This window comes from Chryseobacterium edaphi, assembly GCF_025628985.1.
Classification (GTDB): domain Bacteria; phylum Bacteroidota; class Bacteroidia; order Flavobacteriales; family Weeksellaceae; genus Chryseobacterium; species Chryseobacterium edaphi.
Genome location: NZ_JAOTEM010000002.1, coordinates 575,820 through 601,783 on the forward strand (window position 1 = coordinate 575,820; position 25,964 = coordinate 601,783).

At 33.5% G+C, this 25,964-nt stretch carries 18 protein-coding genes; 3 read left to right on the forward strand and 15 right to left on the reverse strand.

Annotated features, from left to right (window positions below; all coding sequences use genetic code 11):
* Positions 1-2: 2 nt before the first annotated feature.
* From NZ698_RS10965 to NZ698_RS11020, 12 genes are all read right to left on the reverse strand, one after another.
* Positions 3-2,732, reverse strand: coding sequence for a hypothetical protein (locus tag NZ698_RS10965; RefSeq protein WP_263003147.1), 2,730 nt, complete (start codon positions 2,730-2,732; stop codon positions 3-5).
* A gap of 13 nt (positions 2,733-2,745) precedes the next feature.
* The gene (locus NZ698_RS10970) at positions 2,746-4,317 is read right to left on the reverse strand and encodes a hypothetical protein (RefSeq protein ID WP_263003148.1); all 1,572 of its coding nucleotides are present in this window, start codon (positions 4,315-4,317) and stop codon (positions 2,746-2,748) included.
* 27 nt (positions 4,318-4,344) lie between these two features.
* On the reverse strand, positions 4,345-8,112 hold the full coding sequence (locus tag NZ698_RS10975; protein WP_263003149.1) for a hypothetical protein: 3,768 nt from the start codon (positions 8,110-8,112) through the stop codon (positions 4,345-4,347).
* A 19-nt stretch (positions 8,113-8,131) separates the two neighbouring features.
* On the reverse strand, positions 8,132-9,871 hold the full coding sequence (locus tag NZ698_RS10980) for a hypothetical protein (RefSeq protein ID WP_263003150.1): 1,740 nt from the start codon (positions 9,869-9,871) through the stop codon (positions 8,132-8,134).
* Between the two features lie 18 nt (positions 9,872-9,889).
* Complete coding sequence (locus NZ698_RS10985) at positions 9,890-10,606, reverse strand: hypothetical protein (protein WP_263003151.1); 717 nt, start codon at positions 10,604-10,606, stop codon at positions 9,890-9,892.
* Positions 10,607-10,904: 298 nt separating this feature from the next.
* Positions 10,905-11,075, reverse strand: coding sequence for a hypothetical protein (locus NZ698_RS10990; protein WP_263003152.1), 171 nt, complete (start codon positions 11,073-11,075; stop codon positions 10,905-10,907).
* 203 nt (positions 11,076-11,278) lie between these two features.
* On the reverse strand, positions 11,279-11,833 hold the full coding sequence (locus NZ698_RS10995; protein WP_263003153.1) for a hypothetical protein: 555 nt from the start codon (positions 11,831-11,833) through the stop codon (positions 11,279-11,281).
* Position 11,834: 1 nt separating this feature from the next.
* Positions 11,835-12,581, reverse strand: coding sequence for a hypothetical protein (locus tag NZ698_RS11000; protein ID WP_263003154.1), 747 nt, complete (start codon positions 12,579-12,581; stop codon positions 11,835-11,837).
* 79 nt (positions 12,582-12,660) lie between these two features.
* Positions 12,661-13,269, reverse strand: a complete 609-nt coding sequence (locus NZ698_RS11005) for a DUF2589 domain-containing protein (RefSeq protein WP_263003155.1) — start codon at positions 13,267-13,269, stop codon at positions 12,661-12,663.
* A gap of 505 nt (positions 13,270-13,774) precedes the next feature.
* Positions 13,775-14,812, reverse strand: a complete 1,038-nt coding sequence (locus NZ698_RS11010; protein ID WP_263003156.1) for a patatin-like phospholipase family protein — start codon at positions 14,810-14,812, stop codon at positions 13,775-13,777.
* A gap of 83 nt (positions 14,813-14,895) precedes the next feature.
* Positions 14,896-15,396, reverse strand: a complete 501-nt coding sequence (locus NZ698_RS11015; protein ID WP_263003157.1) for a M15 family metallopeptidase — start codon at positions 15,394-15,396, stop codon at positions 14,896-14,898.
* Between the two features lie 230 nt (positions 15,397-15,626).
* The gene (locus NZ698_RS11020; protein ID WP_263003158.1) at positions 15,627-16,403 is read right to left on the reverse strand and encodes an XRE family transcriptional regulator; all 777 of its coding nucleotides are present in this window, start codon (positions 16,401-16,403) and stop codon (positions 15,627-15,629) included.
* A gap of 61 nt (positions 16,404-16,464) precedes the next feature.
* Between NZ698_RS11020 and dinB the strand changes: the two genes are divergently transcribed.
* The gene (gene dinB, locus NZ698_RS11025; RefSeq protein WP_263003159.1) at positions 16,465-17,613 is read left to right on the forward strand and encodes a DNA polymerase IV; all 1,149 of its coding nucleotides are present in this window, start codon (positions 16,465-16,467) and stop codon (positions 17,611-17,613) included.
* 18 nt (positions 17,614-17,631) lie between these two features.
* Positions 17,632-20,697, forward strand: coding sequence for a DNA polymerase III subunit alpha (locus NZ698_RS11030; RefSeq protein WP_263003160.1), 3,066 nt, complete (start codon positions 17,632-17,634; stop codon positions 20,695-20,697).
* Between the two features lie 60 nt (positions 20,698-20,757).
* On the opposite strand, the gene NZ698_RS11035 is transcribed toward NZ698_RS11030, so the two are convergent.
* Both NZ698_RS11035 and NZ698_RS11040 read right to left on the reverse strand, forming a co-directional pair.
* Complete coding sequence (locus NZ698_RS11035; RefSeq protein WP_263003161.1) at positions 20,758-21,369, reverse strand: YdeI/OmpD-associated family protein; 612 nt, start codon at positions 21,367-21,369, stop codon at positions 20,758-20,760.
* A gap of 145 nt (positions 21,370-21,514) precedes the next feature.
* Positions 21,515-22,648 carry a serine hydrolase domain-containing protein gene (locus NZ698_RS11040; protein WP_263003162.1) on the reverse strand — a complete coding sequence of 378 codons (1,134 nt, stop codon included), beginning with the start codon at positions 22,646-22,648 and terminating at the stop codon, positions 21,515-21,517.
* Positions 22,649-22,742: 94 nt separating this feature from the next.
* On the opposite strand from NZ698_RS11040, the gene NZ698_RS11045 reads away from it, so the two are divergent.
* The gene (locus NZ698_RS11045) at positions 22,743-24,044 is read left to right on the forward strand and encodes a M48 family metalloprotease (RefSeq protein ID WP_263003163.1); all 1,302 of its coding nucleotides are present in this window, start codon (positions 22,743-22,745) and stop codon (positions 24,042-24,044) included.
* Between the two features lie 26 nt (positions 24,045-24,070).
* Here the strand turns inward: NZ698_RS11045 and NZ698_RS11050 are convergent, their stop codons facing one another.
* Positions 24,071-25,600 carry a hypothetical protein gene (locus NZ698_RS11050; protein ID WP_263003164.1) on the reverse strand — a complete coding sequence of 510 codons (1,530 nt, stop codon included), beginning with the start codon at positions 25,598-25,600 and terminating at the stop codon, positions 24,071-24,073.
* Between the last annotated feature and the right edge of the window lie 364 nt (positions 25,601-25,964).

Sequence of the window (25,964 nt, forward strand, 5' to 3'; positions counted from 1 at the left end):
TTTTAATTAGTTTTCATATATTTAAATTCTTTATAGGGACCATTCTCTAATCGTAAGTTTATAAAGCCACTAATAGTTTGTCCTTCAATAAAATCTACAGTTTTGCTGCCTGGCCTTTTTATAACATATATTACGTGGTTTTCCCCACCTTTTTTTGCTATACATACAAGAATGCCTTTTTCATTATCAGCCATTCTTGAATGTAGAAGCCCAACATTTGCTAAATATTCGAGACCTCTTGAAATGCCATATTGGTTTTGAAACCATAAACTAAGACCTATCCACATATCTTGACCTTCTGAAACAGCAGCAGTGTTAATTTTTCCTGTTTTAAAAAATATATCTATAACTTTCACTACCTCTACACAGTTATGATCAGCAATTTTAACAATATATTTTTTCCCCTGATCGTTTAGCATTATTTTATGATTAAAATAAATTCGCGCGTCATCAATAAAATCTATTGCATTTTCAGCAGTAATTTTAGTTTCTTGAAGAGCTATTAATCCTTCTTCAAATTTTTCTATTGATATAATCTGATCAGAAACTATTATGTTTTCCGCCATCCCAACAAGACGGCTCATCTCTTCTTCTAGCTTTGTAGTATTGCCTCCAGCTCTTCTATGTAAATAATCTAAAAATTTACCTGTTCTTCCGGCAGAATTGGCATGAAAGAATTTTTTACCTTTATAAAGTACAGCTATTTCTTTCTGTGCATTCTCTACAAAGAGGACATTCAGTTTCTCAAAATCAGAAGAATGTTTTGTAACATTTTTGATACCCTCTTTTAAAAGAACTTTTACGCCTACTTTGGAATAATCCCTTAAAGGAAACGAATATAATGTATTTTCAATTAATTTCGTAATACTTTTCTCTTGAGATGGAAATCGGGATTTGTACAATACTTCTACAGTTACATCAAGCGCTCTTTGTGCTTTGGGAAGCATGCCTGCCATTGCGGTTGCTGTAAAACTTGTTGCACCTTGAACAATATAGATTTTATCCCATGCATCAAGAATATCCCTGCCTTCCGAAGTCATTTTTAACTTGTCTCTCAATCCCTTTTCTATATAAGCGTCTGAAATCGCAAATGTAAGGTCAGCAAAAGCAGCGTATAAAGGTAGTCCTGATACTCCAGATACTATTGTAGAAAGACTTGCAAGGACTATAATTATATCTGCTGTAATACGCAACATACGCAAAGCATCTTCTGCTGCTTTTTGTTGTGCGATATGATATAAAAATAAAGCTGGAACCTCAGTGTCAATTTCCAAATTCTCAAATTCATTTCTATTTTTTACTCTTGCATAAACTTTGAGATGGAGCATATCTAAAGGTCTGAATTCTCCATTCTCTATTTCGCTTTCATGTTCAAATTCTTTTGTTTTTAAATTCCAGGTTTTCACTTTATTAATCAGTTTAACCATATTTCTAGGATTTCCATCCATAAAATCTCCTGTGAGTTCGCAATGTCTTTCAATAGTGTCAGAATCTCTACTGGTTCCGAAAGCAAAAAGACATCCTTTTTGTTCTGGTTGATGAGCGTCATCCATTGCATGTTGAGTCTGCATAAAGGCAGTCACATATATCACAAAAAGTTCTCTGTTTTCGATCATTTGCCCATGACCTACCTGATTGGTTTCAGAAATAATACCTTTCCCCATATAAACACTCTGGCTATCTAAAGAATGATAAATATGAAGGATTAACTTGGGATCATTTTTAACCTTATTATATACAAATTCGCCTGAGATTGCTGTAAGAATGCGAATAGCATATCTGCTCTTATCTCTGAATGGTTCTACAGCTAATGCAGCAATTTTACCGACTGTATTTACATCACGAAGTAATTGAGAATCGAAATTTAAAAACTGTATAAAATGATCCCATAATAATTCATCAGAAAGTTTTTTTGTTTTTCCTTTGTAGTCTACACCTGTTAATGCAAAATTAGGGAGCTGGTTATAAAAAAACATTAAATCATCAATCGAGGTTAGTCCCTTTCCTGCATCTTCAAAATGAGAAACCAGAGCTAGTTGTGCCATATCCTTATGATGTGGAAACAGATATGAAATAGCCTCAATAAAATCATCAGCATCACTTAGTTTTATTTTTATTGCATCAGCGATGTTGGAAGAATTAATAGTTGCTTCAACCTCATTTATTATTGTTTTAGTTGGTTCTCTGTTGTAATTACGATAAGGAATATTGATTGTTAATTCAATTTTCTTTTCCTTAACTCCCAAGTATGTATTATGAGTATACTTTTGAGGATCAATGTAACCTATACTTGTATTTACCCATACTTTTTTATCAAGACGGTCGAAAAACGTATTTTGAAATTTTAGATCTTCTAAATCGGGCTCTTGTATGATTAATTTTTCAATCATCTTTTTCTTTACCCTAACATTATCAATTTTTGGAGGAGGAATTTCTTTTAGATTTATCTCTTCCTTTTCCTGTGAAGAATTGATAAAGTTTTTTTGTGCATCAAAAATGTAATTGTTGAAATCCTGAGATGATGTTAATGATCTGAAAAGCTTCTCTTCATCAACCCATAAATTTGTGAAGAATGGCTCTATAGAATTAGAAATAATTTCTTCACCTTTCATTTCTGCCCAAATTCCTCTGCTTATTTTTTCAAAATCATCAATTTCATTTAAATATTCTTTAAAATTCATTTCAATATTTTTTAAGATTAATAAAAGGCAGAGTTTTTTAGGCTCTGCCATATTGTTTATGATATTAAAATTTATAAGCTTTCGAGATCGTTAAATCAGCCATATTACTTAAACCATACTGCCAATTTGGTAATTGCATAATAATAGATAATGCTCGAGTGTTGTCTATATCAATCTGATAAATTTGATTATTAAAACTCCAAATTAAGTATAGGATATTTCCATTTTTAATGAAAGTTAATTTTTGTGAATATGAACTGACGCCATCAGATGAGGCTATAGCAACAAAAGGAGGAGAAATTGTATTTATATTTGCTTCTCCTCTACCTGAGAATGGTTTATATGCAAGGTATGCAACAGTATTAAATACATCGGAATTAATATTAAAATCCGAATATGTTAAACCAATTCTTGCGGGTAATAGCTCAAATAAAGTGTTGCCTACAAGCGTTCCTATTGTATAATTTACATTCATTTCGATGTAAAAATTATCTGTAATATCATGAAATGGGCTAGATTTAATGCTTACTACTGGATAATTGCTGCCAGATGATTGAGATGTTTCGTCCATTATTTTTGCAATATTCCCATTTCCCACAGTATATGTATTATTATTCTCAGGAACGGATCTAACTTCCCAAGTCAAAGTTGAAGTATCAATATTTGAAACAGAATTTACAGAATTAATAGACAAATTAGAATTTGTAATATAATATGCTACTCCATTCCATACCCTTATTCTATATTTTCCTACAGGTAAATTTGAAAAATTGTAATAAAAAACTAAATCAATACCATTTTGATACAATTGAACTTGTGAAGAAAGTATCTGATCTACTGCAGTATCTCCATCCTCGTTCATAATTTCAACTGAAAATGAAGCTGGATTTAAATTTAAGTTAGCTCCTTTTAGAGAAACCCAAGTGTTAATATTGCTTGTTCTGTCGATTACTAAAGGACTCACCATTGCTACACTCATCGTATTTGTAGTCCATCCTCCATTCATTGCAGTTTTCCAGGCTGCTTTTTCTGATTCGGAAAGTGTGGAAGGTAAACTTAAGAATGGCTGAACTCCACTAGTTCTTCCCAGCTTTCCGGAATCATCTTGTGACAAAAATGTATGAAATGCGGGATTCGTTGAGACATCGCTTAATCCAGAAATTGAGTATGGGTGTCCTGCAGTTTCTACGCCCCAGTCAGATCCTAAAGTTAATCCTGACCCTGCAACTGATGTCAATGAAGAGTTTGCAATATTTTTACCTAAATCTCCTACTGGTAATGTTGCTGTATTTCCATTATTATCTAAACCTAAAACTTTCGGATATTCCAGAGGATTACCATCCATATATGGTTTGTCTAATTTGTGGATTAACCTTTCTCTCGTAGCTGCATTAAAATCTTTTTGTGTGCTAATTCCTTCATCTAATAATTCCTGATTTGAAATATTTACAGCACTGTCAACCAAATCCTGTGGATTAAAATTTCCAGAATGAGTTTTAATATCACCATTCTCATCAATAGCATAGTCTGTGTAAGTAGCTGCACCAGGTGCAGCTACTTGATAAATAACATTGTTTTCTCTTTCTCCTACGGAAGGCAATGCATTTACCCTTATGATTTTTCCTATATTGGACATGTTTGTTGTTTTTTTAAGTTAAATGATTTAATCCCAATCTCCAGAAATGATTTTTTCAGAAGTGTCATCAGATTTTACTCCTAAAAGATTGTTGTTGGGTTGAAAATCTGAATCATCAGTTACGACATCTGAAGGAACTTCAAATTCTTCGGGGTTTTCTTCAGAAAATGGTAAGGCTGTAGTTGTTATTAATCCTACAGAATCTTTCTGCAAAATATTGAGAGATGTTGGTAAGGTTGTAATCCAAGCTTTACCCTGTTTTTTACCTAAAGGCTCACGCATTTCATCAACAATACTCATATACATTGGATCTCCGATTACAGGAATTTCACCACCATTCCAAACTTTTCCGGTTGCCATGAAGAATTGTACAGCATCTTCAAATCCCGGATTTACAGTTACAACAACTCTTGCCATCCCTGCCTGTAAAAAGCTTCTGAATAAAGGATCTGTGCTTTCTGATAAATACATGTTCTGCCATTCGTCACGGCTTGCCCAATAGTATGGATAGAATGTATAATCCATAATTGTCCATTCAAATGCTTGCTCCAGAAACTTAGCTAAAGCGGTGTATTGATCAAGGTTTTCGTCAAGAATGATACTGAAATCCTTCATAGCTTGAGCCTTATTTGTAAGTTCAGTGTTACCAAGAGTTTTATTGTTCAGATAATCTTGAAGTAAGTAGGCAATACAGTTGTGTTTGATGATTACACGTTCCATATCACGATAGAAATTGGACATTTTTTCTTTATTTTCCGCTTCCTCTTCTTTCGCTTTTTCATCTGCTTCTTTTTGTTTTGCTAAGAAATCTTGGTAAGCAGTTTCATAGGCTTTAATAATGGCTTCGAAATTCTCTTGCTTCCAAGCATTGATAAAATCGTTAGAAAGTTTCAAGTACATCCTAAGTTGAATTGTAACACTAGCCAAATCATTACCTTTTATATTTAGATTTAATGTATTTGTAATATTTAAACCTGTGACAGGACTTAAATCACTGTCTTTGTTTTTAGAATAGTGAATCTCGCCTCCATTTATGGGGTGATATATCCAAATCTTTGTGTTTTTAAGCAATTTCTTTCCGCTTTCACAATGTACTGGTCCTTCAATTCTTTCACATGAATAATCTTGAGGAATAACAAAACTTGCTGTTCGGGTACCATTACCAATTCCTCCTTCTGTTTTATTTTCTACAATCATTTTCGAAGCCTGAGGAAGTGGAGTTAGGGTAACTCCATAATAATCTGCCCAATATTTTAATAATATTTCATTAGCAGATTTTGCATCTGGCATAGTATTAGGAGATGATGCTTTTCTAGGATCTACAGGTTCTTTAATTGTTTCTCTTGTGGCAAAGGTTGCTAAACGGTGAAGCTTTGCCGGTTCAGGAATCATAAACTCAAACATGGTACGGATACCATAATTGTAAATCTGATTTTTCATTTTTTTGTCAACCCATCTGTAAACTCCTACAACATGTTTATCTCCTTCTCGGTTATCATAGCCATGTGCGTTATTCTCCTCAAACTCTTCAATAATTTTTTCAATTCTCTCCTCCGCAACTTTTGTAAGGAGTCTTTCTGTTGCTTTTTCAGTAATTTCCTGAGATTTTGCAATAGCTTGACGGGTACTGTTTTCTTTTGAATTATTTGTTGCAAAGCTTCCTCCAATTTCATAGGGTACTGTTTTACCGCCACCGTATCTGAAATGTGCTTCAGCACTAATATCTTGCTGGATAATATTTGCTACTTCAGATTGCATATCATTTCTTGTGGTTGAAGTAGTATCGTTTAGGTTTTCTCTTTCTGTAGATTTTGAAGTTGTTGTTTGTATTTCACTTCTTCTGAGTTTTCGGGAAGATTTTTGCTTAAATTCTTTTGCCATGATGTTCTCAATATGAGTAACTTCTCCCGGAACGTATGCATGAGTACTTTGCACCACTTTCATATAATCTGCAACACCCAATCTTTTTATACCAAAGTTTTTACGAGTAAAGCTTCCTGTTTGTGGATTTGTTGTTCCTCCGGGATTCCCACTTCCGCCACCTTCACCAGGATTTTCGGTTCCACCACCGGGGGTTTCGTCAATATCATCATCAACTTTTGTTCTAAAAGCAAATCTTCCGGTATATGTTTGATCTGAGACTACGTTATCTTGTTCAATTGTAGTGTATTCACCATTTTTAAAGTATAATGTAATTTTTACTTTAGAAACACTTTTTAAATAGCCTATAATTAAAGGGAAGATTACCTTACCATCTACAACATCGATTGAAGGAATGTTTTTATAAATACCTTGACCATTTCCTGTCATTTCTAAAGAGGCTGAAAGCAATCCTAAGGAAGAATTATCAGTGTTATAAAAAAATGTCAGATAGTTGTTAGGAAGGATAAGAACCCTTTTAGTAATTACCTTTAAATAATATGTACCGGAAATTTCTGTATAGGTAGTTTTATTTACTGGAACAAGAACGTTTCCAATTTTTGCAAATTCCTGTCCTGTAGCGGGTGATTTTGCAAATAATTTTTGGGTTTTAAATTTAATTTCATCATCTAGTTTCTCAAATACTTCTGGAAATGTATCATAGTCCTCAGTAATTGAAACAGAAATTTCATTTATAAGAAGTTCTTTATCCGATACAATTTCAATTTGTGAATAATCTAAGTCTTTTTCTACAGGACTGCCATTATTTACAATGGTGAAATTTTCAATAAATAGAGTAAATAGTTCTTGTGAAAGTTTAGATTTGAGATCTTCAAAATTTAATTCGTTTTTATAATCAAATTTGAATGGAGGAACATTGAGTTCGCCTAATTCAGCATATAAAGCATCAATTTCTTCCTGACTCATGCCCTCATGAATTTGAGCGTCAATTCGTTCAAGAGCAATATTATATTCGTCCAAAGTTGCTTGATAAAGATCTTGGTAATCTTTGTATGCCGCATCATATTGTTTTGCTCTTAGTTTGTAAAATGCTTTCTGAATTTTTTCTAATTCTGATTTAAGTTGTACAAACTCATTTTTTTCTAATTCAAGAAATGATAATTCAGAAATTTTTTCTCCTTCAACTTTTAATTGTTGCTGAGTTGCTACAGATAATTGAGTTCCGTTAATTATTCCTTCACCAATGTTGGATACATTTACCTGAAAAGGATTACCAGCTGTAGTTGATGTTGAGCTTTCAGTACCGCTTCCGTCACCAAAAAGCGAAACAGGCAGAACAACTTTACCTTCTAAAGATTTTCTTAGAAGATCATCCCCATTGATTTTCACCATTTCTTCAGTTGCAGATAGTGTTTTTGCGTATCCATAATGAAGAGCTTTGAGAATATGAATAATGGACTCTTTTATATAGAAATCTTTTTGAGTTAGAATCTGATAAATCAAATTGTCCCACAACATTTTTAATGACTCATAACCGTCTGTATTATTAGTAAATAACAGATTGTACCTTAAAGATATTTCAAGAATATCATCATCATTAAGTACTTCTCTTTTAGAAATTTTTCTCCCAGCTTTTAATAAGTTCGGAAAATCAGTTTCAAGTTCGCTTTCATTGGTAAAGACATTTGATGTTTCTACAAATTCACCTACGTATTTTTCTAACTCACTAAACTTAGCATTTGCTGACTGATCTGTGATATTAGTTAATTTATCGTCAAAAAATCCTTTAGCTTCAACTTGTCTGTGGATAAATCCAAGGTTTTTAGCTTTAGTTTCTGTTAATTGAGGATTTCTTAAACTTACAAATCTGAAAAGAGTTTGCTCTGTATTGTTTTTTTTATTTTCTGTTGCCATTTTATTTATTTTAAATTTATTAAAGAGTTTTTTTAGTGTACTCAAGGGTTAGCGTAAACGAATTAATCAAAGAGTAATCGTAATCGATGTTTGGAACATATTCAATTTTAGCCATTTCTGGTTGTAAAGTGATAAATGCTTTACTTCTATATTGATTACCGGCAAATGCTACATCCATATGATACCATTCTGTAAACATTTGATTTGAAACAATTGTTTCTACATCGTGAAAATGAGGCGTAAGATCAATTTCGCCATTAGTAGGAATTGTATCGAATTTGACTGTTTTTTTATAAATAGGTTTGCCGTCAATCCACTGACCTCCGGTGGTTTCTTCACTATGAGAATAAGAGGATTTTTGGTCAATGTATTTTTTTTGAACAAATGAATTTTCTTCGTAACTATCTCCATAATAGTTTGCTCCATCTACACCTGAACCTGTGGAACCAATAATTATTTTATCAAGTTCATTAGACATATTGATGTATTTTTCTGTTCCTTGTCTGATGAAAACTTGATTTGGGTTTACTGTAATGTTATTGCTTGATCCTGATTTAAATGAAATATATCCATTATCGACTCTCATTACTGCTGTACCACTTTCTATGGACGCGGTCGTAGAAAATTCAATTTTACCAGAAACGGGTTTTCCAATTTGAGTTCCGGTTAAAGGAATTCCTTCAGAATTAGACTTTTCTTCCCAGCCAAAAGTTCCGTCGGGTTTTGCAACAAGATTTTTTGTGAATGCAGCGTCACCTTGTGCATTAGGCATATATTGTGCGGGAATGGTAAGTGGAGCATTGATTAATAATCTATTGTTTGGTAATTCTCCGTAGATGATTGCTTCTTGGGCATTAATTCTTCTTGATCTGTTTAAACCAATTGCAAGAGCGTCAATTTGATTAGGCAAATTGATACTGTTTCCAATAATGATTGAATTATACATTATTGAGTTGGCAGTTTTCATATAATTTCCGGCTCCAATAACGATATTGTTAAAGTTTCTGTACATTACATTATTCAAAGTAGAAGCTCCTATGATGGTAGACATAGCTGCTCTTGTAGGTCCACTGGTATTACCATTAATAGCTCCGCCGACATATGTATTTAATGAGGTATTAAATGTAGTTCCGTTATATCCTGAAAGACCTGGTTGTTCTTTCATATAAGCTGCAGCTGCCGGAGAGAAAGTCGCTAAATCAGACTCGCTTATTTCAGTTTTCAAATTGAAACCGCTATAATGACCTAAAAATACATTTGCAGATGCTTTAGTTAATTGATATCCAGCTGCATATCCTAATGTAGTATTATTACTGCCTTCTGTAAGAGATGATAAAGTGAAATTTCCTACTGTTGTATTACTAGCACCTGAAGTGATATTGTTTAATGTGTTGTAGCCAATTCCCACATTATTACTACCTGTATGAGCGGTATTCATATCGCCAAAATGATAACCATATGTGGTTTCATTGAATCCAATTGCCGCGGCTCTACCTTTATTGGATGCAAGTATGATTTCGTTTTTAGTAGTGCTGTTTCCTCTTACAACTACATCATTTAAGTTATCAGTTGAGAGACTGCCACCATCTTGTTTTGAAACAATACCTTCTTCATCTGTAACATATCGGTCATGAGAGCCGTTTTGCTTAGGAACTAAATAAATATCTAGTGGTTCAAATGATTTAACTTCATCATTTACGTTTATATAATTATCAGCTTCGATATTTATACTTTTTACTATAATTTCTCTAAATTTCATAATCTATTATTTTGTGTTTTATACTGGGAAAATCCAAACTCCGCCTTCATCTGCACCCAATTTCTCATCAACATATAATTGAGTTGCATAGGATGATAAATCATGTATGCCAGATAATTTATCCCATCCTGCATTTCCTGTAGCTTCTACGTTATTCACATAAACATAATTTTCTCCTGTAGAAATTATATTATAGACATCACCTTCAACCATTCCGGTAAAAGTATTAAGAGTATCCATATCAGCTACAGAGCCTTTTACCTTATATATAGAACCTAAATCTTTAAAAGCGAGTGTTGAAGTTGTTGGGTCAATTACTAGTTGTTTATGATTTCCTTCTCCTGCTTGTTGCAAACCTCTCATAGCAATACCATCATCATTTAAAACGATAGATTTTTCACTACCGACAGCAGGGTTATATTGAAGATAAGCAGCACTTGAAGCAATCAGCATCTGACCTACTGTGCCATTATCTTCACTCCTTAAATTAATAAATCCTGAAGTGTTGAAAGTTATTTTACCTTTTTCTGAACCGATTGAAATATCATTTCTTGAATCAGGTAAAATAACAATATCACCTATTACTGGCTTATCTGCCTCCGTTCCCGATAATGGGATAGTATTTTCTAATTTTTCATCTTTATGCCAATAGGAATCCTGCCATTCCCAAAACTGTTCTTGAGTTGGCTTGTCGCCATTTTCAAAATATTTTTTTAATTCTTCTTTTGATTTCATTTGTATATATTTTTTAAGATTAAAATTCGAAGTTTCTTTTTATTAGAATCATTTCAGTTTCAGCCTTATTTTTTAAGGTGGTTTCCGGCAAAGGATATCCACCATGATTTTTAATTAAAGAAGTCATTTTAAGGTTTTAGTTGTTGGTTTTTGAACATATTTCTGGCTGTTCAGCATTTTGCGAATGGTGAATTCAAAGGCTTTTGTGAAAGTTTAAGTGATGACTTTTTGTGTTTTTATTTATATTCCAAAAGTAATGGGGAGGAGCGACAAAACTTGACGTGTTTTAAAGTTTTATTTAAAAAATATCTTCCTCAAGAATGTCGTTTTCAAAATCTTCCCGGAAGAAATTTTCAATTTCATTCAGATAATTATCGTAGTCGATTTCAATGTTTTCAATATCGCTCCAATTGATGGTGTAGATATCTTTATCTAAGATGAGGTCTGTGTTGTGATCTGGTGATTCCATATTGTTTTTTTGTTTTGAGGTTTTAGTGAATTTTGAACATAATTTTGGCTGTCCAGCATTTGCAAATGATGAATTCAAAAGCTTTAAAAGATTTTAATGATTTTTTTTTGTGTCTTTGTTTATATTTCAAAGGTAATATTGAGAAGCGACAAAACTTGACGCAAAAAAAAATAACTCAAGTTTTTTGAGTTATTTTTTGAGGTTTAAGAAAAATCTTCAAGATCAATTTCATCAGCGAGAAGCATTGTGATATCCATGTCTGAAAGTACAGATTTCAATCTTACGGCTCCGGCTCTCAGATTGTCATCATAAAGGATATATTGCCATACTCTTTTTATGAAATCATCAAAATTCATTTCTTTGTTATACTCCAGTTTTTTTGTTTGTGCTGCTAAAACTAATAGTTGCTTGATCATCTCCCTGCAATCATTCATTCTTTGTTCATAAGGCATCAAAACATTCAGTACGGTATTTTGTATGTTATAAAGACTTCCGGCGGCAATTTTTATCTGATTTTTCTTAATATTTGTTCCTCTTTCATCACTGAATTTTGCAGTCAGAACTTTACTTCTGAAACCTGCCATTTCTGATACTTCACTGATATTATTTGTAGAAAAAACATCTTCTACAGATTTTAACCAGGAAAATGTTTTTTCAATAAAATAAGGATCTTTGGTTTCTAAAGATGAAACGATATCCGGAAATTCTTGAAGTTTTTCTTTTAATTGGCTTACTAAAATAAATTGTGATTTTTTCATATTATTCAGGGATTAGAGTTTCTACCGGTTTTCCGTTAATGTCTTCATATCTCGACCATTCCATTCCTGACTCTGTGATGTTCATTTTAGCATAGATCAGATATTTAGGATCTATTTTCATTAGCTGGCTGGCTTCTACAACTACTTGACTTGTCTGAGTAGCAACTTCTTTAATGGTATTTTGATATTCTTTTATCATTCTGTTTTGGACACTCAGAGAAAGTAGTTCAAAATCTGTTTGATTCCAACTTGCATTGTCTAACGATTCATAAAAAGAAATAATCCTTTTTGAAAAATCATCAAAAATTCCTTTTTTGATAGGGTAGTCATAAGCTGCTGCCTGCATTTCTGATCTCTTTATCCCCAATTCTTCTGCTTTTTCTCTGTTTTCTGCTGCAGTGATTTTGCTTCTCAATATGGTTTTGTTATAATCCATTTCTAAAGCGGATAAGAAATCTCTTAAACTTTGATCACTTTTTGTATCTGAAGGATCATAATCTGTTTTTGAGACAGATGTAATTTCATCATAAACAAATTCTTTAAAACTCATGTTTGGAACAAGTCCTGAATGAGCGAAAGGAACGGTAAGATCTACGCTGCTGACTTTCATTCTGGGAATTGAAAAATGCTTTAGTAGATCATCTTGTGCATATTCTTGTGCTATTTGTACGGTTTGCAAATCTGCCATTTTTCTGGCAGAAGCGATCTCGGAAACAAGACCTCCCAAATATTCATTCAATTTTGGCATAATAAAGTGTTTTTAAGTATTAGTAAAAAATATTTGAAAAGGATGGCTGCCGAAACAACCATCCGATAAATAGATAAAATTAAATCGCAGCAATACTGTCTTCCAACATATCTAAAATTCTGGAAAGACCTGCAGGTAATTCATCATTTACAGCTTTCACATGTACACCCAAAGTGTAAGTTTTTTCTGTTGTAGATGTACTTGAAGTAGTCTTTTTATATGAAGCAGTTGCATTAAGTTTAACTTTCCAAAACTTTGCGCTTAATGATGCGCTTCCTGCAAATTCACTTGAAATGTTCTGAGTTTCTACTGAATTTAATTTGGCATTAAAATCAATCGTTACTTCATCAATTCTGATAGCAGGAATTGTAAGCATCGTAAGAAAAGGAACTTTCAGATTCACACTTGATTCATTGAAAGGTTTTGAGCCCGTTACAGCCGGATCATATGAAGGATTTGGAATTGATTTTTGATAATTAAAATCCACGTATCTCAATTGAGCCGGAGAAGCAGCAACCGCTGTAGAGCCCGATCCCGAAGCTGCAACCGCTGGTGTGAAACCTACTTCTTTGATAAAGTTAACTTGAGAAATTGAAGCATCGTGTTGTGCTTTTACAGCAGCCTGCAACGGACCTCCGATGTAAACGCTGAAATCTAAACTGTTTAGTTCTTGTACTAAATTTGGCATAATTTAAAATTTTAAGGTTAATTAATTGGTTAATAATATATAGTTAGTGCTAGCAGACTAATATTCAAAATTGGGTAAGAGATATCCTGTTTCAGTTTTTTATTAACTGAAATTTTTAATGATTAATTAAATTAGTTTGGATATTTTAAAGATGAAGAAAGCTTATTTAACTAATGTTTTCTTGATTATTTTGTTACTCCAAAGATAGTTTTGGTAGGCGACAAAACTCGTCGTAATATAAATTTTTTTCATTTTTATTTTTGGAAAATTTTGTGTTCTTTGATGTTTTTTTGTTATTACCAAAGATAGTTTTGGTAGGCGACAAAACTTGTCGTAATATAATATTCCTTTATTTTATTTTTTGAAAATTTTGTGTTTTTAGCTTTCTTATTGATAAGACAAAAGTAATTCTCATAAGCGTCAAAACTTGACGTGTTTTATATTTAATTAATAATTTAAAATATAATGTAATTAGCTTATGTTGGCTGATTATAAGCGAAATCGCTTATATTTTATTCCTAATTAATTTCTGGACAATCTGATTTAAAACTTCCCTGTTGTCATCAATATAGCTCAATCCTGCCTGAATCAGATTTTCGATATTATTTCTTGAAACATTATCCATTGCCGGAGATGCGTTCTTTAAAGATGGGTTTAATCGGTAATAATTTTTTTGATTTCTTAAACCTAAAGTCTGAAACATCTGACAAAGCTGATAATCTACCGTTTCTGCATTTGCAGACATCAAAATATCGATAATTGGAGTGACCCAGCCAATTTTTCCGGCTTTTTCCATTTTTCTGAAAGAATAACTTTTTGATTCAATACCTGTTCCGATTGAAATGACGATCATATCATTTACTGTTGGGTGATTGGCCTTCTGATGATTTTTCAGAACCTCTGCAAATGGAATTTTTCTTGCTTCAGCATACGCACAAAGTCCGGGATTATTGGCAAACATTCCGCCATCAATCAAACTGAAAATCTGTCCGTACATCGATTTAATCTGCACCGGACTAAAATATGTCGGAGCTGCAGAAGTCGCTCTACAAACGTCTTTTACATAAAAATTATCAGTGCTCAAATTGGCTTTCCAGGAATTGAAAAGTTTAGCTCTTCTATTTTCAATGTCATAACTTGTTATTAGACATGGTTTTATTAATTCTTTTAATTCAAGTTTTCCGAAGAAATCGTTTAGGTTTTTCTCAAGAGCTTCCTGAGAAATTTTTTCATTTAATAATCCGAAAGGATTGACAAGTCTCTCCCAAAAAGAAACCTGGAATATGTCACCACCTCTTTCAGCATACAATTCCAATCCTTTCTGGATCGAATATTTTGCTTTTCGGTGTTCATCAGGACAAAGGATAATAGAAGCAATCAAGGCTCCGGTGCTGCTTCCGGCAACCAGATCAAAATAATCTCCAAGCTTTGCATTTGGCTTATCATAATATTGCAATTGCTCTTCTATATAGCGTAAAATAATGCAGGTAATAATGCCTCTTATTCCGCCACCGTCCAAAGATAAAATGGTTGTTTTTTTCATTTTTCTACTTTATTTTGGTAAAGCAAAAGTAGGAACGGAGTGCGACAGAACTTGACGTGTTTAAATTTGATTTAACATAATATTTAAAAGACAACATAACCATCCTTATCTCTTTCCATCTTTAAAAGCGTTCTCCAGCTTGTCTTAACTAAACCTTTTTTCGTTAAAATGTTTTTCTTTTCAAAGTGGGGGAGATCTTTGAAAGTTTTCCAGTTTCCGCCCCAGTCCCAACCGTGTTTTGCGAAAATTTTCACACATTCGTACCAATCAGCAACCTGATCATTGTCCCAGTCTTTTACCGTGTCCCAACTCGCTGTTTTTCCGTCGATCATCATACAAATATCTACAGCAAGACCATAATTGTGAATGCTTTGCCCGGCTTTGGCATTGGTGACTTTCTTTCCGCTTGTGATTCTCCCGATGGCGTACAGTTTTTCCTGTTCTTCAAAACTCCGCAACCCCTGTGTGATTCTTACTTTTGCTTTTCCCGTAAGTGCTTCGTCACATTCTTTGATGATTTTTTTCAATTCGTCTCTTACAGAAGGATGCAGTTTTTCGATTCTTTGTAATGTTATTTTATCCATAATTAAATTTTTATTTTAGGAATACAAATATCAATACTGATAACGACAAAAGCTGACGTATCTTTTTAAAAGCAGAAAAAAATTATGATTACTAGAGTAGATTAATTTTTTATAAGAGAATCCGATTATTTTCTAAAATTAAACTATAAGTTTAGTTAAAAAATTACTCGGTATTATATCACACCGGATGTAATGATTAACCCATTAGATAATGATAAGAATGAATTATATTATTGATTTCCAAAAATTTTATGATTTAGATCTTTAATGTCTTTTCTCAATTCCAAAAAAAGATCTTTCACATTATAATTCTGAGGATGATCCGCTTCAAATTCTTCAGGAAAAATTCCGGATGCATACTGCCAGATTTCAACAATGTTTTTTAAATCAATATCATAAGGCTCATAAAATTCATTGTCGGCACTTACTGTGATCAAATTTTCTTTTTTAGCCTTAAATCTTTTGTAAGTAATACCATCATCCAGTGTGATGAAAATATAGCTTTTGTTTGGTTTTAAATCCTCAATATTCTCAACATACTTTCCAATGATATAAGAACCATCCTTAAATGGAGGCATGGAATCTCCCTGCGCCGGAAAAGCCCGATATTTTCCATGAGTCAGAAAAGGTAATGATATCCGTTGTAAATTTTCTATGTATTCCGGATCAGTGTAACCCGATAAATATCCCATCGATGCTTTCTGGGGAATAATTTCAATGCTGTTATTTCCCGATTGATCGACGACGATGGGAAGTACAATTCTGTTATCCGGAAGCTGAAGAATTTCGTCTAAAGGATATTTTCGGATGTCTATGGTTAAAAGCAGATCAATACTGATATGAAAGTGTTTAGATATATTAATCAATACATCATATGAAGGCTCAGAGCGACCATTTTCATATTTTGAATACCGATCACGACTTAGGTTAAGCTTATCGGCAAAACCTTGTTGGGATAAATCTTTCTTAACCCTTAAAAACCTGATGTTATCTGAAAAAATTGACATTGGGACAAATTGTATCAACAAATATAATCATTTTGGGACAAATAGTATCTAATTTTGTAAAATGAAACGTGCAATTGTTCATATGGATATGGATACTTTTTTTGTATCGTGCGAAAGGCGACAAAACAAAGAACTCAACGGAATTCCTCTTATTATTGGTGGGGGAGACCGCGGAGTTGTTGCCTCATGTTCCTACGAAGCACGAAAATTTGGTGTCCGTTCTGCAATGCCGATCAGAATGGCTTTAAGACTTTGCCCGGAAGCGAAAATTATTAAAGGTGATTATGAACTTTATTCTAATTTATCTCACATCGTAACTGAAATCATCCAGGAAAAAGTTCCGATCATGGAAAAAGCGAGTATTGACGAATTTTATCTCGATTTATCAGGAATGGATAAGTTTTTTGGCTGTTATCAATGGACACAAGAAATCGTTTCCGCAATCTACAAAGAAACACATCTTCCGATAAGCTTTGCGTTATCTACCAACAAAACGGTTTCAAAAATTGGAACAGGAGAATCGAAACCAGTAGGGAAAATGGAAATTAAAGAATTGGAGATTCAACCATTTTTAAATCCGTTATCGGTAAAAAAAATACCGATGGTGGGTGACAAAACGTTTCAGCTTCTTTCAAGAATAGGCATCCGTACGATTCATACTTTATCTGAAGTGCCCGTGTTGGTACTTCAGCAAATGATCGGATTAAATGGAAAAGAACTCTGGAAAAAGGCAAATGGGATTGACGAGAATCCTGTAGTTCCTTATTCCGAAAGAAAATCGATTTCTACAGAAAAAACTTTTGCTAAAGATACTATCGATATTCATGATTTGAAAAGAATTCTGACAGGGATGGCAGAAAAACTGGCTTATCAGTTGAGGCAGGAAAAGTGGATTACTTCAACCGTTGTGGTAAAGATACGTTATGCCAATTTCGATACAGAAACAAAGCAGATCCGGGTAGCTTATACTTCTGCAGATCACACTTTATCCAGAGTTGCGCTTGAGCTTTTTAATAAATTATATACCCGAAGAATGCGAATCCGTCTGATTGGGTTAAGATTTACCGATCTGGTACACGGAAATCATCAGATGAATCTATTTGAAGATACCGAAGAGCAGATGAATCTCTATCAGACGATGGATTATTTAAAAAACCGTTTTGGTGCAGATGCAGTCGGCAGAGCTTCAGGATTTGATTTCGGTAAATAATTTTTAAATTTTAATGAAATGTTTCTTAATTGTCATTCTTTTCACAGTCTTCGGTACGGAACTTTATCAGTCAAAGAACTGGTAAGGCAAGCTGAGGAATTGGGAATTAAAGAATTGGTACTCACAGATATCAATACAGTAACGGCTATTTATGATTTTAAAAAAGAATGCGAAGATGCAGGAATCAAACCCATTGCAGGTATTGAAGTAAGGAAAGAAAATAAACTTTTATACATTGCTGTTGCTAAAGAATTCAGTGGAATAGGCGAAGTCAATAAAATTCTCACAGCTTATAATTGTGACGGAGCCGAGCTTTCTGAAATCGCATCGGAATTTAAAAATGTGTTTGTCATTTATCCGATAGAAAATATTCCGGAAACATTAAAACAAAATGAGTTTATAGGAATTCGTGAAGAAGAATTAAATCTGTTGATTCGCCCGGAATTTAAAGATAAGATCCATAAAATGGTCATTCTGCAGCCCGTAACTTTCAGCACCAAAAAAGAATATAATCTTCACCGGATTTTGAGAGCCATCGAACAAAATACATTGCTTTCTAAACTTTCTGACGAGGATATTTGCAGAAAATCAGAATATTTAAGATCTGAAATAAATTTAATAAAATCCTTTGAGCATTATCCTGAAATCATTAAAAACACAAAAAAAATTCTCTCTGAATGCAGTTTTGAATTTACATACAAAGAACGCGGAAGCACTGAAAATAAAAACAAGAAATATTACTTAGGATCTCAGGAAGAAGATATAGAACTTTTGACTAAGCTTGCTTATGAGGGGTTAGAAAAACGATATAGTTCACATGATGAGGTTGCCAGAAAAAGAGTTAAAAAAGAGCTTAAAGTTATTGGTGAACTAAAATTTTCGGCATACTTTCTTATTACTTGGGATATCGTTCAGTACAGTAATAGAATGGGTTTTATGCATGTTGGACGTGGAAGCGGAGCCAATTCTATTGTAAGTTACTGTTTGGGAATTACAGATATCTGTCCGATAGAGCTGGATCTTTATTTTGAACGATTCCTGAATCTCAACCGAACTTCGCCACCCGATTTCGATCTGGATTGGAGCTGGCAAAACAGGGACGCCATTTTAGAATATATTTTTGATAAATACGGAAAAGAATACGTGGCTTTCTGCGGAACCAATGTACAATTTAAATACCGGTCGATATTTCGTGAGGTAGGAAAAGCTTTTGGTTTACCAAAAGAAGAATTGGATATTCTTGCTACAAAATCAGTTGGTGAACATCATTCAGATAAAATTGTAAAGCAGGTTTATGAGTACGGCAAACTCCTGGAAAAATTTCCCAATCAACGGAGTATGCATGCTTGTGGAATTTTGATTTCTGAAGAGCCTATTACAACCTACACTGCATTGGAAATGCCGCCAAAAGGATTTCCGATTGCCCAGTTTGATATGAATGTCGCTGAAGATATCGGACTGGAAAAGTTTGATATTCTTTCTCAGCGTGGTCTGGGAACAATTAATGACACTGTACAACTCATCAAAAAAAATAGAGGAATTGAGGTCGATATTCGCAACACTTCTATTTCTAAAAATGAAGCTTTATGTAATGAATATTTAGCCGTAGGAAAAACAATCGGATGTTTTTATATTGAATCTCCCGCTATGCGTGGTTTGTTGAGAAGGCTGAAATGTGATAACTATAGAATTTTGGTGGCTGCTTCTTCCATTATCAGACCCGGTGTTGCCCAAAGCGGAATGATGCGTGAATATATTTTCCGTCACAATCATCCCAATCAGTTTGAATATTTTCATCCCGTATTTGAGAAAAACCTGAAAGAAACATACGGAATCATGGTGTATCAGGAGGATGTCATCAAGATTGCACAATATTTTGGCGGACTTACTCATGCCGATGGTGATATTCTGAGGCGAGCCATGAGTGGAAAAGAAAGGTCTATTCAAAAGCTGAATGAAGTGAAAGCCAATTTTTTCGAATCTTGTAAAAAACAGGGACATTCGGATCAGATGACCGCAGAAGCTTTCAGACAAATTGAATCTTTTGCAGGATACTCTTTTTGTAAAGCGCACTCGGCTTCTTATGCAGTGGAAAGTTATCAGAGTTTATATTTAAAAGTATATTATCCTCTTGAATTTATGGTCTCGGTGATCAATAATCAGGGTGGTTTTTACCGCACGGAAGTTTATATTCACGAAGCGAGAATGTCGGGAGCAATTGTGCAGAATCCTTGCGTTAATACGAGTGAATTTCAAACAATTTTAAAAGAAAAAGAAATTTATCTGGGCTTTATGGTTTTGCAGTCCCTCGAAACTAAAATTGCTCAATTGATCTCTGAAGAACGTGATAACAATGGCGACTATAAATCTTTAGAAGACTTTATCAGACGTATTCCGATCGGCATTGAAACCATTCAGATCCTTATTTTCATTGGTGCTTTCAGATTTACCGGAAAACAGAAAAATGAATTACTGATAGAAGCCAGACTTTTGCTGATTAATTTTAAACCTGAAAATAGAAATTTAATGCTCATAGAAGAACCTGTGCAGGATTACAAACTTCCTGAGCTCAAAAGAGAAAAATTCGAGGATGCTTTTGATGAGCTTGAAATCATCGGATTTCCTACTACATACAGCCCGTTTGATTTGTTGGAGACTAAGTACAGAGGTTCTGTTTTCGTAAAAGATTTGTTGAAATTTCACAAAAAACAGGTGAAAATGTTGGCGTATTTGATTTCAAGAAAACATGTTCCTACCAAAAAAGGAGCGATGTTTTTTGGGACATGGATCGATGTCAACGGAGATTATTTCGATACAGCCCACTTTCCGGACAGTTTGAAAGAATATGATTTTCAGGGTGGCGGATGTTATCTTTTGCTCGGAACGGTGGAAGTTGATTACCATTTTCCGACGATTACGATTCATAAAATGGCAAAAATGGCGATGATTCCGGATCCGCGATATGCTTATGACGAGCAGAAAAAATATGATGCACTCCGTTTGGTTCGGGAAGATGTAAGCATGACTTCAAGAAAACCTTATCCGCAAGCGCATGAGATTGGTTTGCCAAGACAGAAATTTTAGTTAAAAAAACATTTTCAAGCCGGTAAACATCCTTCTTCCATCACCCAACTTCCAGCTCCATTACTTTTTTTCATACTTCCAGTTTCTGCCTTTTCCCTCAGAAATCCATTCCAAAGCCTGTTCGATTCTTTTATTTCGGGTAACTTCAGTTTTGGCATCAATAGTCCACTTGATATATTCTTTCCTGAAAGATGGTGAGGCTTTTTGAAAAACTTCAGCGGCTTTTTTATTTTGATTTAAAGCATTTTGAAAGTAATCAGGAACTTCAATTTCCGTCTTTGTAGGAGCTGCTTTTTTGAGTTTTACGCCCATGTCCGTCAGTTCCATCGCTTCAAGAATGATTTTTTTAAGCTGAGGTTTTGAAGGAAGATCTTCCAGTTTTGTAATCTTTCCTAAACTGAACATATTGGTTTTTTCAACATCTGTTTCAAGATTTTTCAGCGTCTTCATTTCATCATGCAACCAAAATCCCATGCTGCAGTACTGTTTAAATGAAACCATTGAACAAAGAATTTTCCCTTTGTACATAAACGTCGGAAACTTCCATTTAATGGCTTCTTCTGTTTCGGGACAAAATTCATGAACGATTTCTCGGATGTAATTTAAAATTGGCTTTGCAAAATCCTGAGATTTCTCAATATATTCATCAACTTTAGGGTTGTATTTTTCCATAACTCAATTTAAAAATGTAACATTAAGATCTTTTAGTTTTTAATATTTTTAAGGTTCAGATAAATCTGAATTTAGCTCTGCGCTTACAAAATATCTTAACCATTTAATGATACTTAATGATTCAAAAATGTTTCAACCTCAATCTTTAAGCAAAATGCTTAACTGTTTCATTCACTAAGAATTTCACCTGATCCGGTCTTCCACGATCTGTTTTAGGTAAATTATTATAACTTCCGGTTCTCACAATCACCATTTTGTGCTCTGGAATCATGATAATGTATTGACCTTGAAGTCCAAGGAAGTAATAATGTTTAATAGGATTATCATTATTGATCCAAAAGCCCATTCCGTAGATTTCATCTGATTTTTTGGTCGGAGTTTTCATTTTTTCAATGAAATCTAAATTTAAAATCTGCTCTTCACCCACTTTTCCGTCATCTAGAAATAACTGTCCGAGTTTCGCAAAATCTCTTGAGTTAGAATGAATGCAGCAATATGTTTTTTCCATTCCGCTTTCGTCAACGCTCCATTCTGCATTTTGTTCCATTCCCAAAGGAATCCAGAATTTTTCAGATAAATAACTTGACAAAGTTTGATTGAGCGATTTCTTTAAAGCAAAACCTAACAATTGCGTTGAGCCACTTTGATATTCAAATCTTTCTCCCGGTTGCTCTTTGAATCTTCTTGAAAAAGATGCTTTCACAAGACTTTTCCCGTAATACGCTCTTGCATTCGGTAGAAAAGGATTTTTATAGTTTTCAGCCCAATCTAAACCCGATTCCATTTGAGCTAAATTTTTTAAAGTTAAATCTTTGCCGAAAGGTTTAGTTTTAAATTCATCAAAGAGATCAGAAAATTTTTCATCGGCACTTTTTATTTTTCCTTCTTCAATGGCTTTCCCCAAAAGCATCACGGTGACCGCTTTTGCCATAGAAAATGAGTTGGTCTTTGAGAGCGGAGTATAGCCGTTAAAATATTGTTCGTGGAGAAGTTGTCCGTTTTTTATGACTAAAAATGATGCGGTGTTAGAATGTAATAAGTCATCAGATATTTCTTTAGACAATTCCTTTTGATTAAAATCAGGATGTTCTTCCCAAAGTTTTGGAGAAGTCGTATGAATGACATTACTCCGAAAAAACTTTCCGTCATCAATATTGGCGCTCATTTTACCTTTGAGATAGGTTTTTGAAATTCCACTGAACAGATAAGAATAGCCGAAAATATATACCAAAGCTGCAAAAGCAACAATAAAAGCAATGAAATAAAATAAAACTGTCATAATAAACGATCTGTAACAAATTTAAAATAATTTTGAAGAGAAAGTAATAAATGTACTTCGAAATGAATTATTTTTGTGTTAAGTGATACAATATATGATCAGAAAATTTACTGTCTTTTTGCTGTTGATGTCTTCTGCGATCTGTCTTGCGCAGATGTATAAACCGCTCGATACTGCAGATTATGCTCAAAGAAAAGAATTTGCAAAAAATTATTCAGCCAACAATGAAGTTTTAATTAAAGATTTAAAAACAAAATATTCCGGAAAAGCAGGGAGCGAATTGTCTAAAATCTATAAAGAATTAGGAAAAGATTTTGAAAATCAGGTGAAAAATAAGGACTTCACATTCAATTCTATATTTGATGTAAAGGTGAAAATTCTGATCGAGCGATTGCGCAAAAACAATCCTCAGATTCCGCAAAATTTGAAAATTCTTATTGCTAAAAACAATACTCCGAATGCATACTGTTTTGCAGACGGAACTTTTGTGATCAATATGGGACTTTTTAATTGGTTGAATAATGACGATCAATTGGCTTCAGTAATTTCACACGAATTAGGACATAAAATCACACAACACACGCTGAAAGCTTTCCTGAGTATGATCAATCAGGATCAGATGGATAAGTTGGTGGTTCAGGATATTAAATCAACTAAAATTAACCGCAATCAAAGAGCTTTTGATGTTTTGAAAAACAGAATTTACCAGAAAGGTGCCAAAAACCGAAAACAGGAAATGGAAGCTGATTCGTTGGGATATGTCGTGTTTAAAAACAGCGATTTTAAAAAGACAGAATTCATCAATGCGCTGAAAAGGCTTGAGGATTTTGACACGATTTCGCCACGACAATTAAAAGTGGAAACGTATAAGAAGTTTTTTAATCTCCCAAAACAGGAATTTAAAGATAAATGGCTCGCAAAAGAAGATTTCTCTTTGTACAATTATGATCATTTTAATGAAAAATTAAACAAAGATTCCTTAAAATCACATCCTGAAGTGACGAGGAGAATCAATAATTTAAAAAAGATATTTCCTGAATTAAAAATTGAAGTGGCAGATGAAAAAGCATCTGAATCTTATGCAGTTCTTGAGAAAATAGCAAGAATGGAAACACTTCCAAATTTCTATCATTCTGAAGAGTATGGTTTGGGAATTTATACAAGTCTGCAGTTTTTACAGGATGGGGAAGAGGAACAATATTATAAAAGCTGGCTGGGAAAATGTTTCGTCAAAATTTATGAAGCCCGGAAAAACTATAATTTAAACCGATATTTAGATCGGGTAGATCCGAAAAATCAGAGCGAAAGTTATCAGCAGTTCCTTAATTTTATGTGGAATCTGAGCTTAGATGAAATCAAAACCATTGCCGATTATTACCAAAACAAAGAATCCTGATCAAATCAGGATTCTTTTAGTTTTTATCAGTAATTAAGTCTCTCTAAACGTATTTTATTATATTTCTCTTTTTCATTGAGTTCACGAAGCAAAATGTAACCCTCTTTCCCAACATAAGGCGTTACCGTAAAATTATCTTTTTCAGAAATAGGAATCATTTCCTGTTTGAATTTTCCGTTGATCACGGTGTTGATGAAAAGATTCCATTTTTTTTCCTTTGTCACCTGATCTTTTTGGTAATCACGATAGAAAAAAACGACGTCTTTTCCGTTATTTAAATATTGTGAAAACAGATAATCGTTATTTGCCCATCTTGTTTTTTCTTTTTCAAAAACCTGAACGTCTTTCACTTTAAAATCTTTGTCGGTATTGATGTACACCAAATCTGTTGTTTTTGGAGCGCTGTAGTTTCCTTCTGGTTTAAATTTCTCAGATAAAATTCCCACACTTCCATCACTTAAGAAATACACGTCTTTTGTCTGAAGAAAATATCCGTTTTCTACTCCGCCATCTGCATCCAGTTTTGGAATCTGGTTGGAAAGATCCGGTTTGTAATTTAATTCTTTAAGATCAATATTATAACTGTTTTTATCCAACATAAATCTTGCAAAACCTCTGTCTTTTTTAGAAACATAATTTCTGCCTAACAATAAAACTCTGTCATCAAAAGATTTGTCGTTTGACATTCTTCTTCCGCTGGAATACAGATTGTCGATATTGTAGATTGTTTCCGGTGAAAGGCCTGTAATAGGTTTGTTAGAAAGTTCTTTGCCGGTTTTCATATCAATAACCAAGAGAGAAAATGTTTTATCGTCATCATTTACTTTTCTTAAAATTCCGTAGATGCTTTTTTCATCTTTGTCTAAGATAGTAAGATCAGAAAAAACTTTTTTATCGCCATTCGTATTGTAGCTGTATCTCCAGATTTCTTTTTTGTTGTCGTCAAATTTGATCAGACTGTTTTTGTTGACGTATCTTCCGTAATCATTGTATTCTACAGCAATAAATCCACCTTCTTTAATTTCAGCAACAGAAGAAACGTAATTATATCCTTTATCTCTTTTTTCCGCGCGGTTTTCTTTTCTTTCTTCTTTAAAGCTCTTCGGCTGATTGATTTCTACAAAAGTTCCGTTTTCAAGATAATCATAATACACTTTTGGAGCGACGGTATTGGTTCTAGGATTGATAATCATCGACACTGGCAAAGCAGCATCTTTTGAAAAAGCCTGCAGGTAATTGAAATCTGAAGGCTGCAGAATAATTTGTCCTTTAAAATCTACATACCCGAAATAGTTGGAAACCAAAAGCCCGGCTTCAAATTCTTTGTTCGCAACAGGGTTGAGGTTTTTATCTAAAATAACGTATTCGAATTTCTGAGTTTTCTTGTCTGTTTTGCCCAAAGAGTACATAGAAACGTATCCGTAAAGGTTTTCTTTGGTGTCAAAGAGGGCGTTCATGCCGATATTCTGACCGGAAGCCAGAGAAGCCAGATCCTGAGTTTGGGAATAAGCAAAAGTTTGGGTCAACCCAAAAAGCAATATATATATTTTCTTCATAGTTATTATTTAAAACCAAAAATAGTGAATTCAAGGATATTTCAAATATATTGATGAAAATATTTTTAATTATTGATTTTGATGAAATTTATTCAATTAGATCGAGTTTAATCCGCTTTGTTTAAAATTAATCCTAATGACATAGAAATCGAGAGCGTAAAGAAATTTCAAAGAATTTCCGTGAAAAAATTTCCACTGTTTGAGTGGCGGCTAAAATCGTAGTTACACAAACTAACTAACCTTTCCGCCAGAGTTTTGGAAATTTTAGGAAATTATTTGAAATTTTAGCTTGAGTTTTCAAGTCTTGAACTTTTGGTTCTTTTGTTTCAAGAAAAAACAACAGGATAATTTTAAACAATAAAAA

Excerpts from the sequence above, each read along its gene's own strand:
- NZ698_RS10965 (WP_263003147.1), bottom strand. The coding sequence starts at position 2,732 with ATGGCAGAGCCTAAAAAACTCTGCCTTTTATTAATCTTAAAAAATATT.
- NZ698_RS10970 (WP_263003148.1), bottom strand. The coding sequence starts at position 4,317 with ATGTCCAATATAGGAAAAATCATAAGGGTAAATGCATTGCCTTCCGTA.
- NZ698_RS10975 (WP_263003149.1), bottom strand. The coding sequence starts at position 8,112 with ATGGCAACAGAAAATAAAAAAAACAATACAGAGCAAACTCTTTTCAGA.
- NZ698_RS10980 (WP_263003150.1), bottom strand. The coding sequence starts at position 9,871 with ATGAAATTTAGAGAAATTATAGTAAAAAGTATAAATATCGAAGCTGAT.
- NZ698_RS10985 (WP_263003151.1), bottom strand. The coding sequence starts at position 10,606 with ATGAAATCAAAAGAAGAATTAAAAAAATATTTTGAAAATGGCGACAAG.
- NZ698_RS10990 (WP_263003152.1), bottom strand. The coding sequence starts at position 11,075 with ATGGAATCACCAGATCACAACACAGACCTCATCTTAGATAAAGATATC.
- NZ698_RS10995 (WP_263003153.1), bottom strand. The coding sequence starts at position 11,833 with ATGAAAAAATCACAATTTATTTTAGTAAGCCAATTAAAAGAAAAACTT.
- NZ698_RS11000 (WP_263003154.1), bottom strand. The coding sequence starts at position 12,581 with ATGCCAAAATTGAATGAATATTTGGGAGGTCTTGTTTCCGAGATCGCT.
- NZ698_RS11005 (WP_263003155.1), bottom strand. The coding sequence starts at position 13,269 with ATGCCAAATTTAGTACAAGAACTAAACAGTTTAGATTTCAGCGTTTAC.
- NZ698_RS11010 (WP_263003156.1), bottom strand. The coding sequence starts at position 14,812 with ATGAAAAAAACAACCATTTTATCTTTGGACGGTGGCGGAATAAGAGGC.
- NZ698_RS11015 (WP_263003157.1), bottom strand. The coding sequence starts at position 15,396 with ATGGATAAAATAACATTACAAAGAATCGAAAAACTGCATCCTTCTGTA.
- NZ698_RS11020 (WP_263003158.1), bottom strand. The coding sequence starts at position 16,403 with ATGTCAATTTTTTCAGATAACATCAGGTTTTTAAGGGTTAAGAAAGAT.
- dinB (WP_263003159.1), top strand. The coding sequence starts at position 16,465 with ATGAAACGTGCAATTGTTCATATGGATATGGATACTTTTTTTGTATCG.
- NZ698_RS11030 (WP_263003160.1), top strand. The coding sequence starts at position 17,632 with ATGTTTCTTAATTGTCATTCTTTTCACAGTCTTCGGTACGGAACTTTA.
- NZ698_RS11035 (WP_263003161.1), bottom strand. The coding sequence starts at position 21,369 with ATGGAAAAATACAACCCTAAAGTTGATGAATATATTGAGAAATCTCAG.
- NZ698_RS11040 (WP_263003162.1), bottom strand. The coding sequence starts at position 22,648 with ATGACAGTTTTATTTTATTTCATTGCTTTTATTGTTGCTTTTGCAGCT.
- NZ698_RS11045 (WP_263003163.1), top strand. The coding sequence starts at position 22,743 with ATGATCAGAAAATTTACTGTCTTTTTGCTGTTGATGTCTTCTGCGATC.
- NZ698_RS11050 (WP_263003164.1), bottom strand. The coding sequence starts at position 25,600 with ATGAAGAAAATATATATATTGCTTTTTGGGTTGACCCAAACTTTTGCT.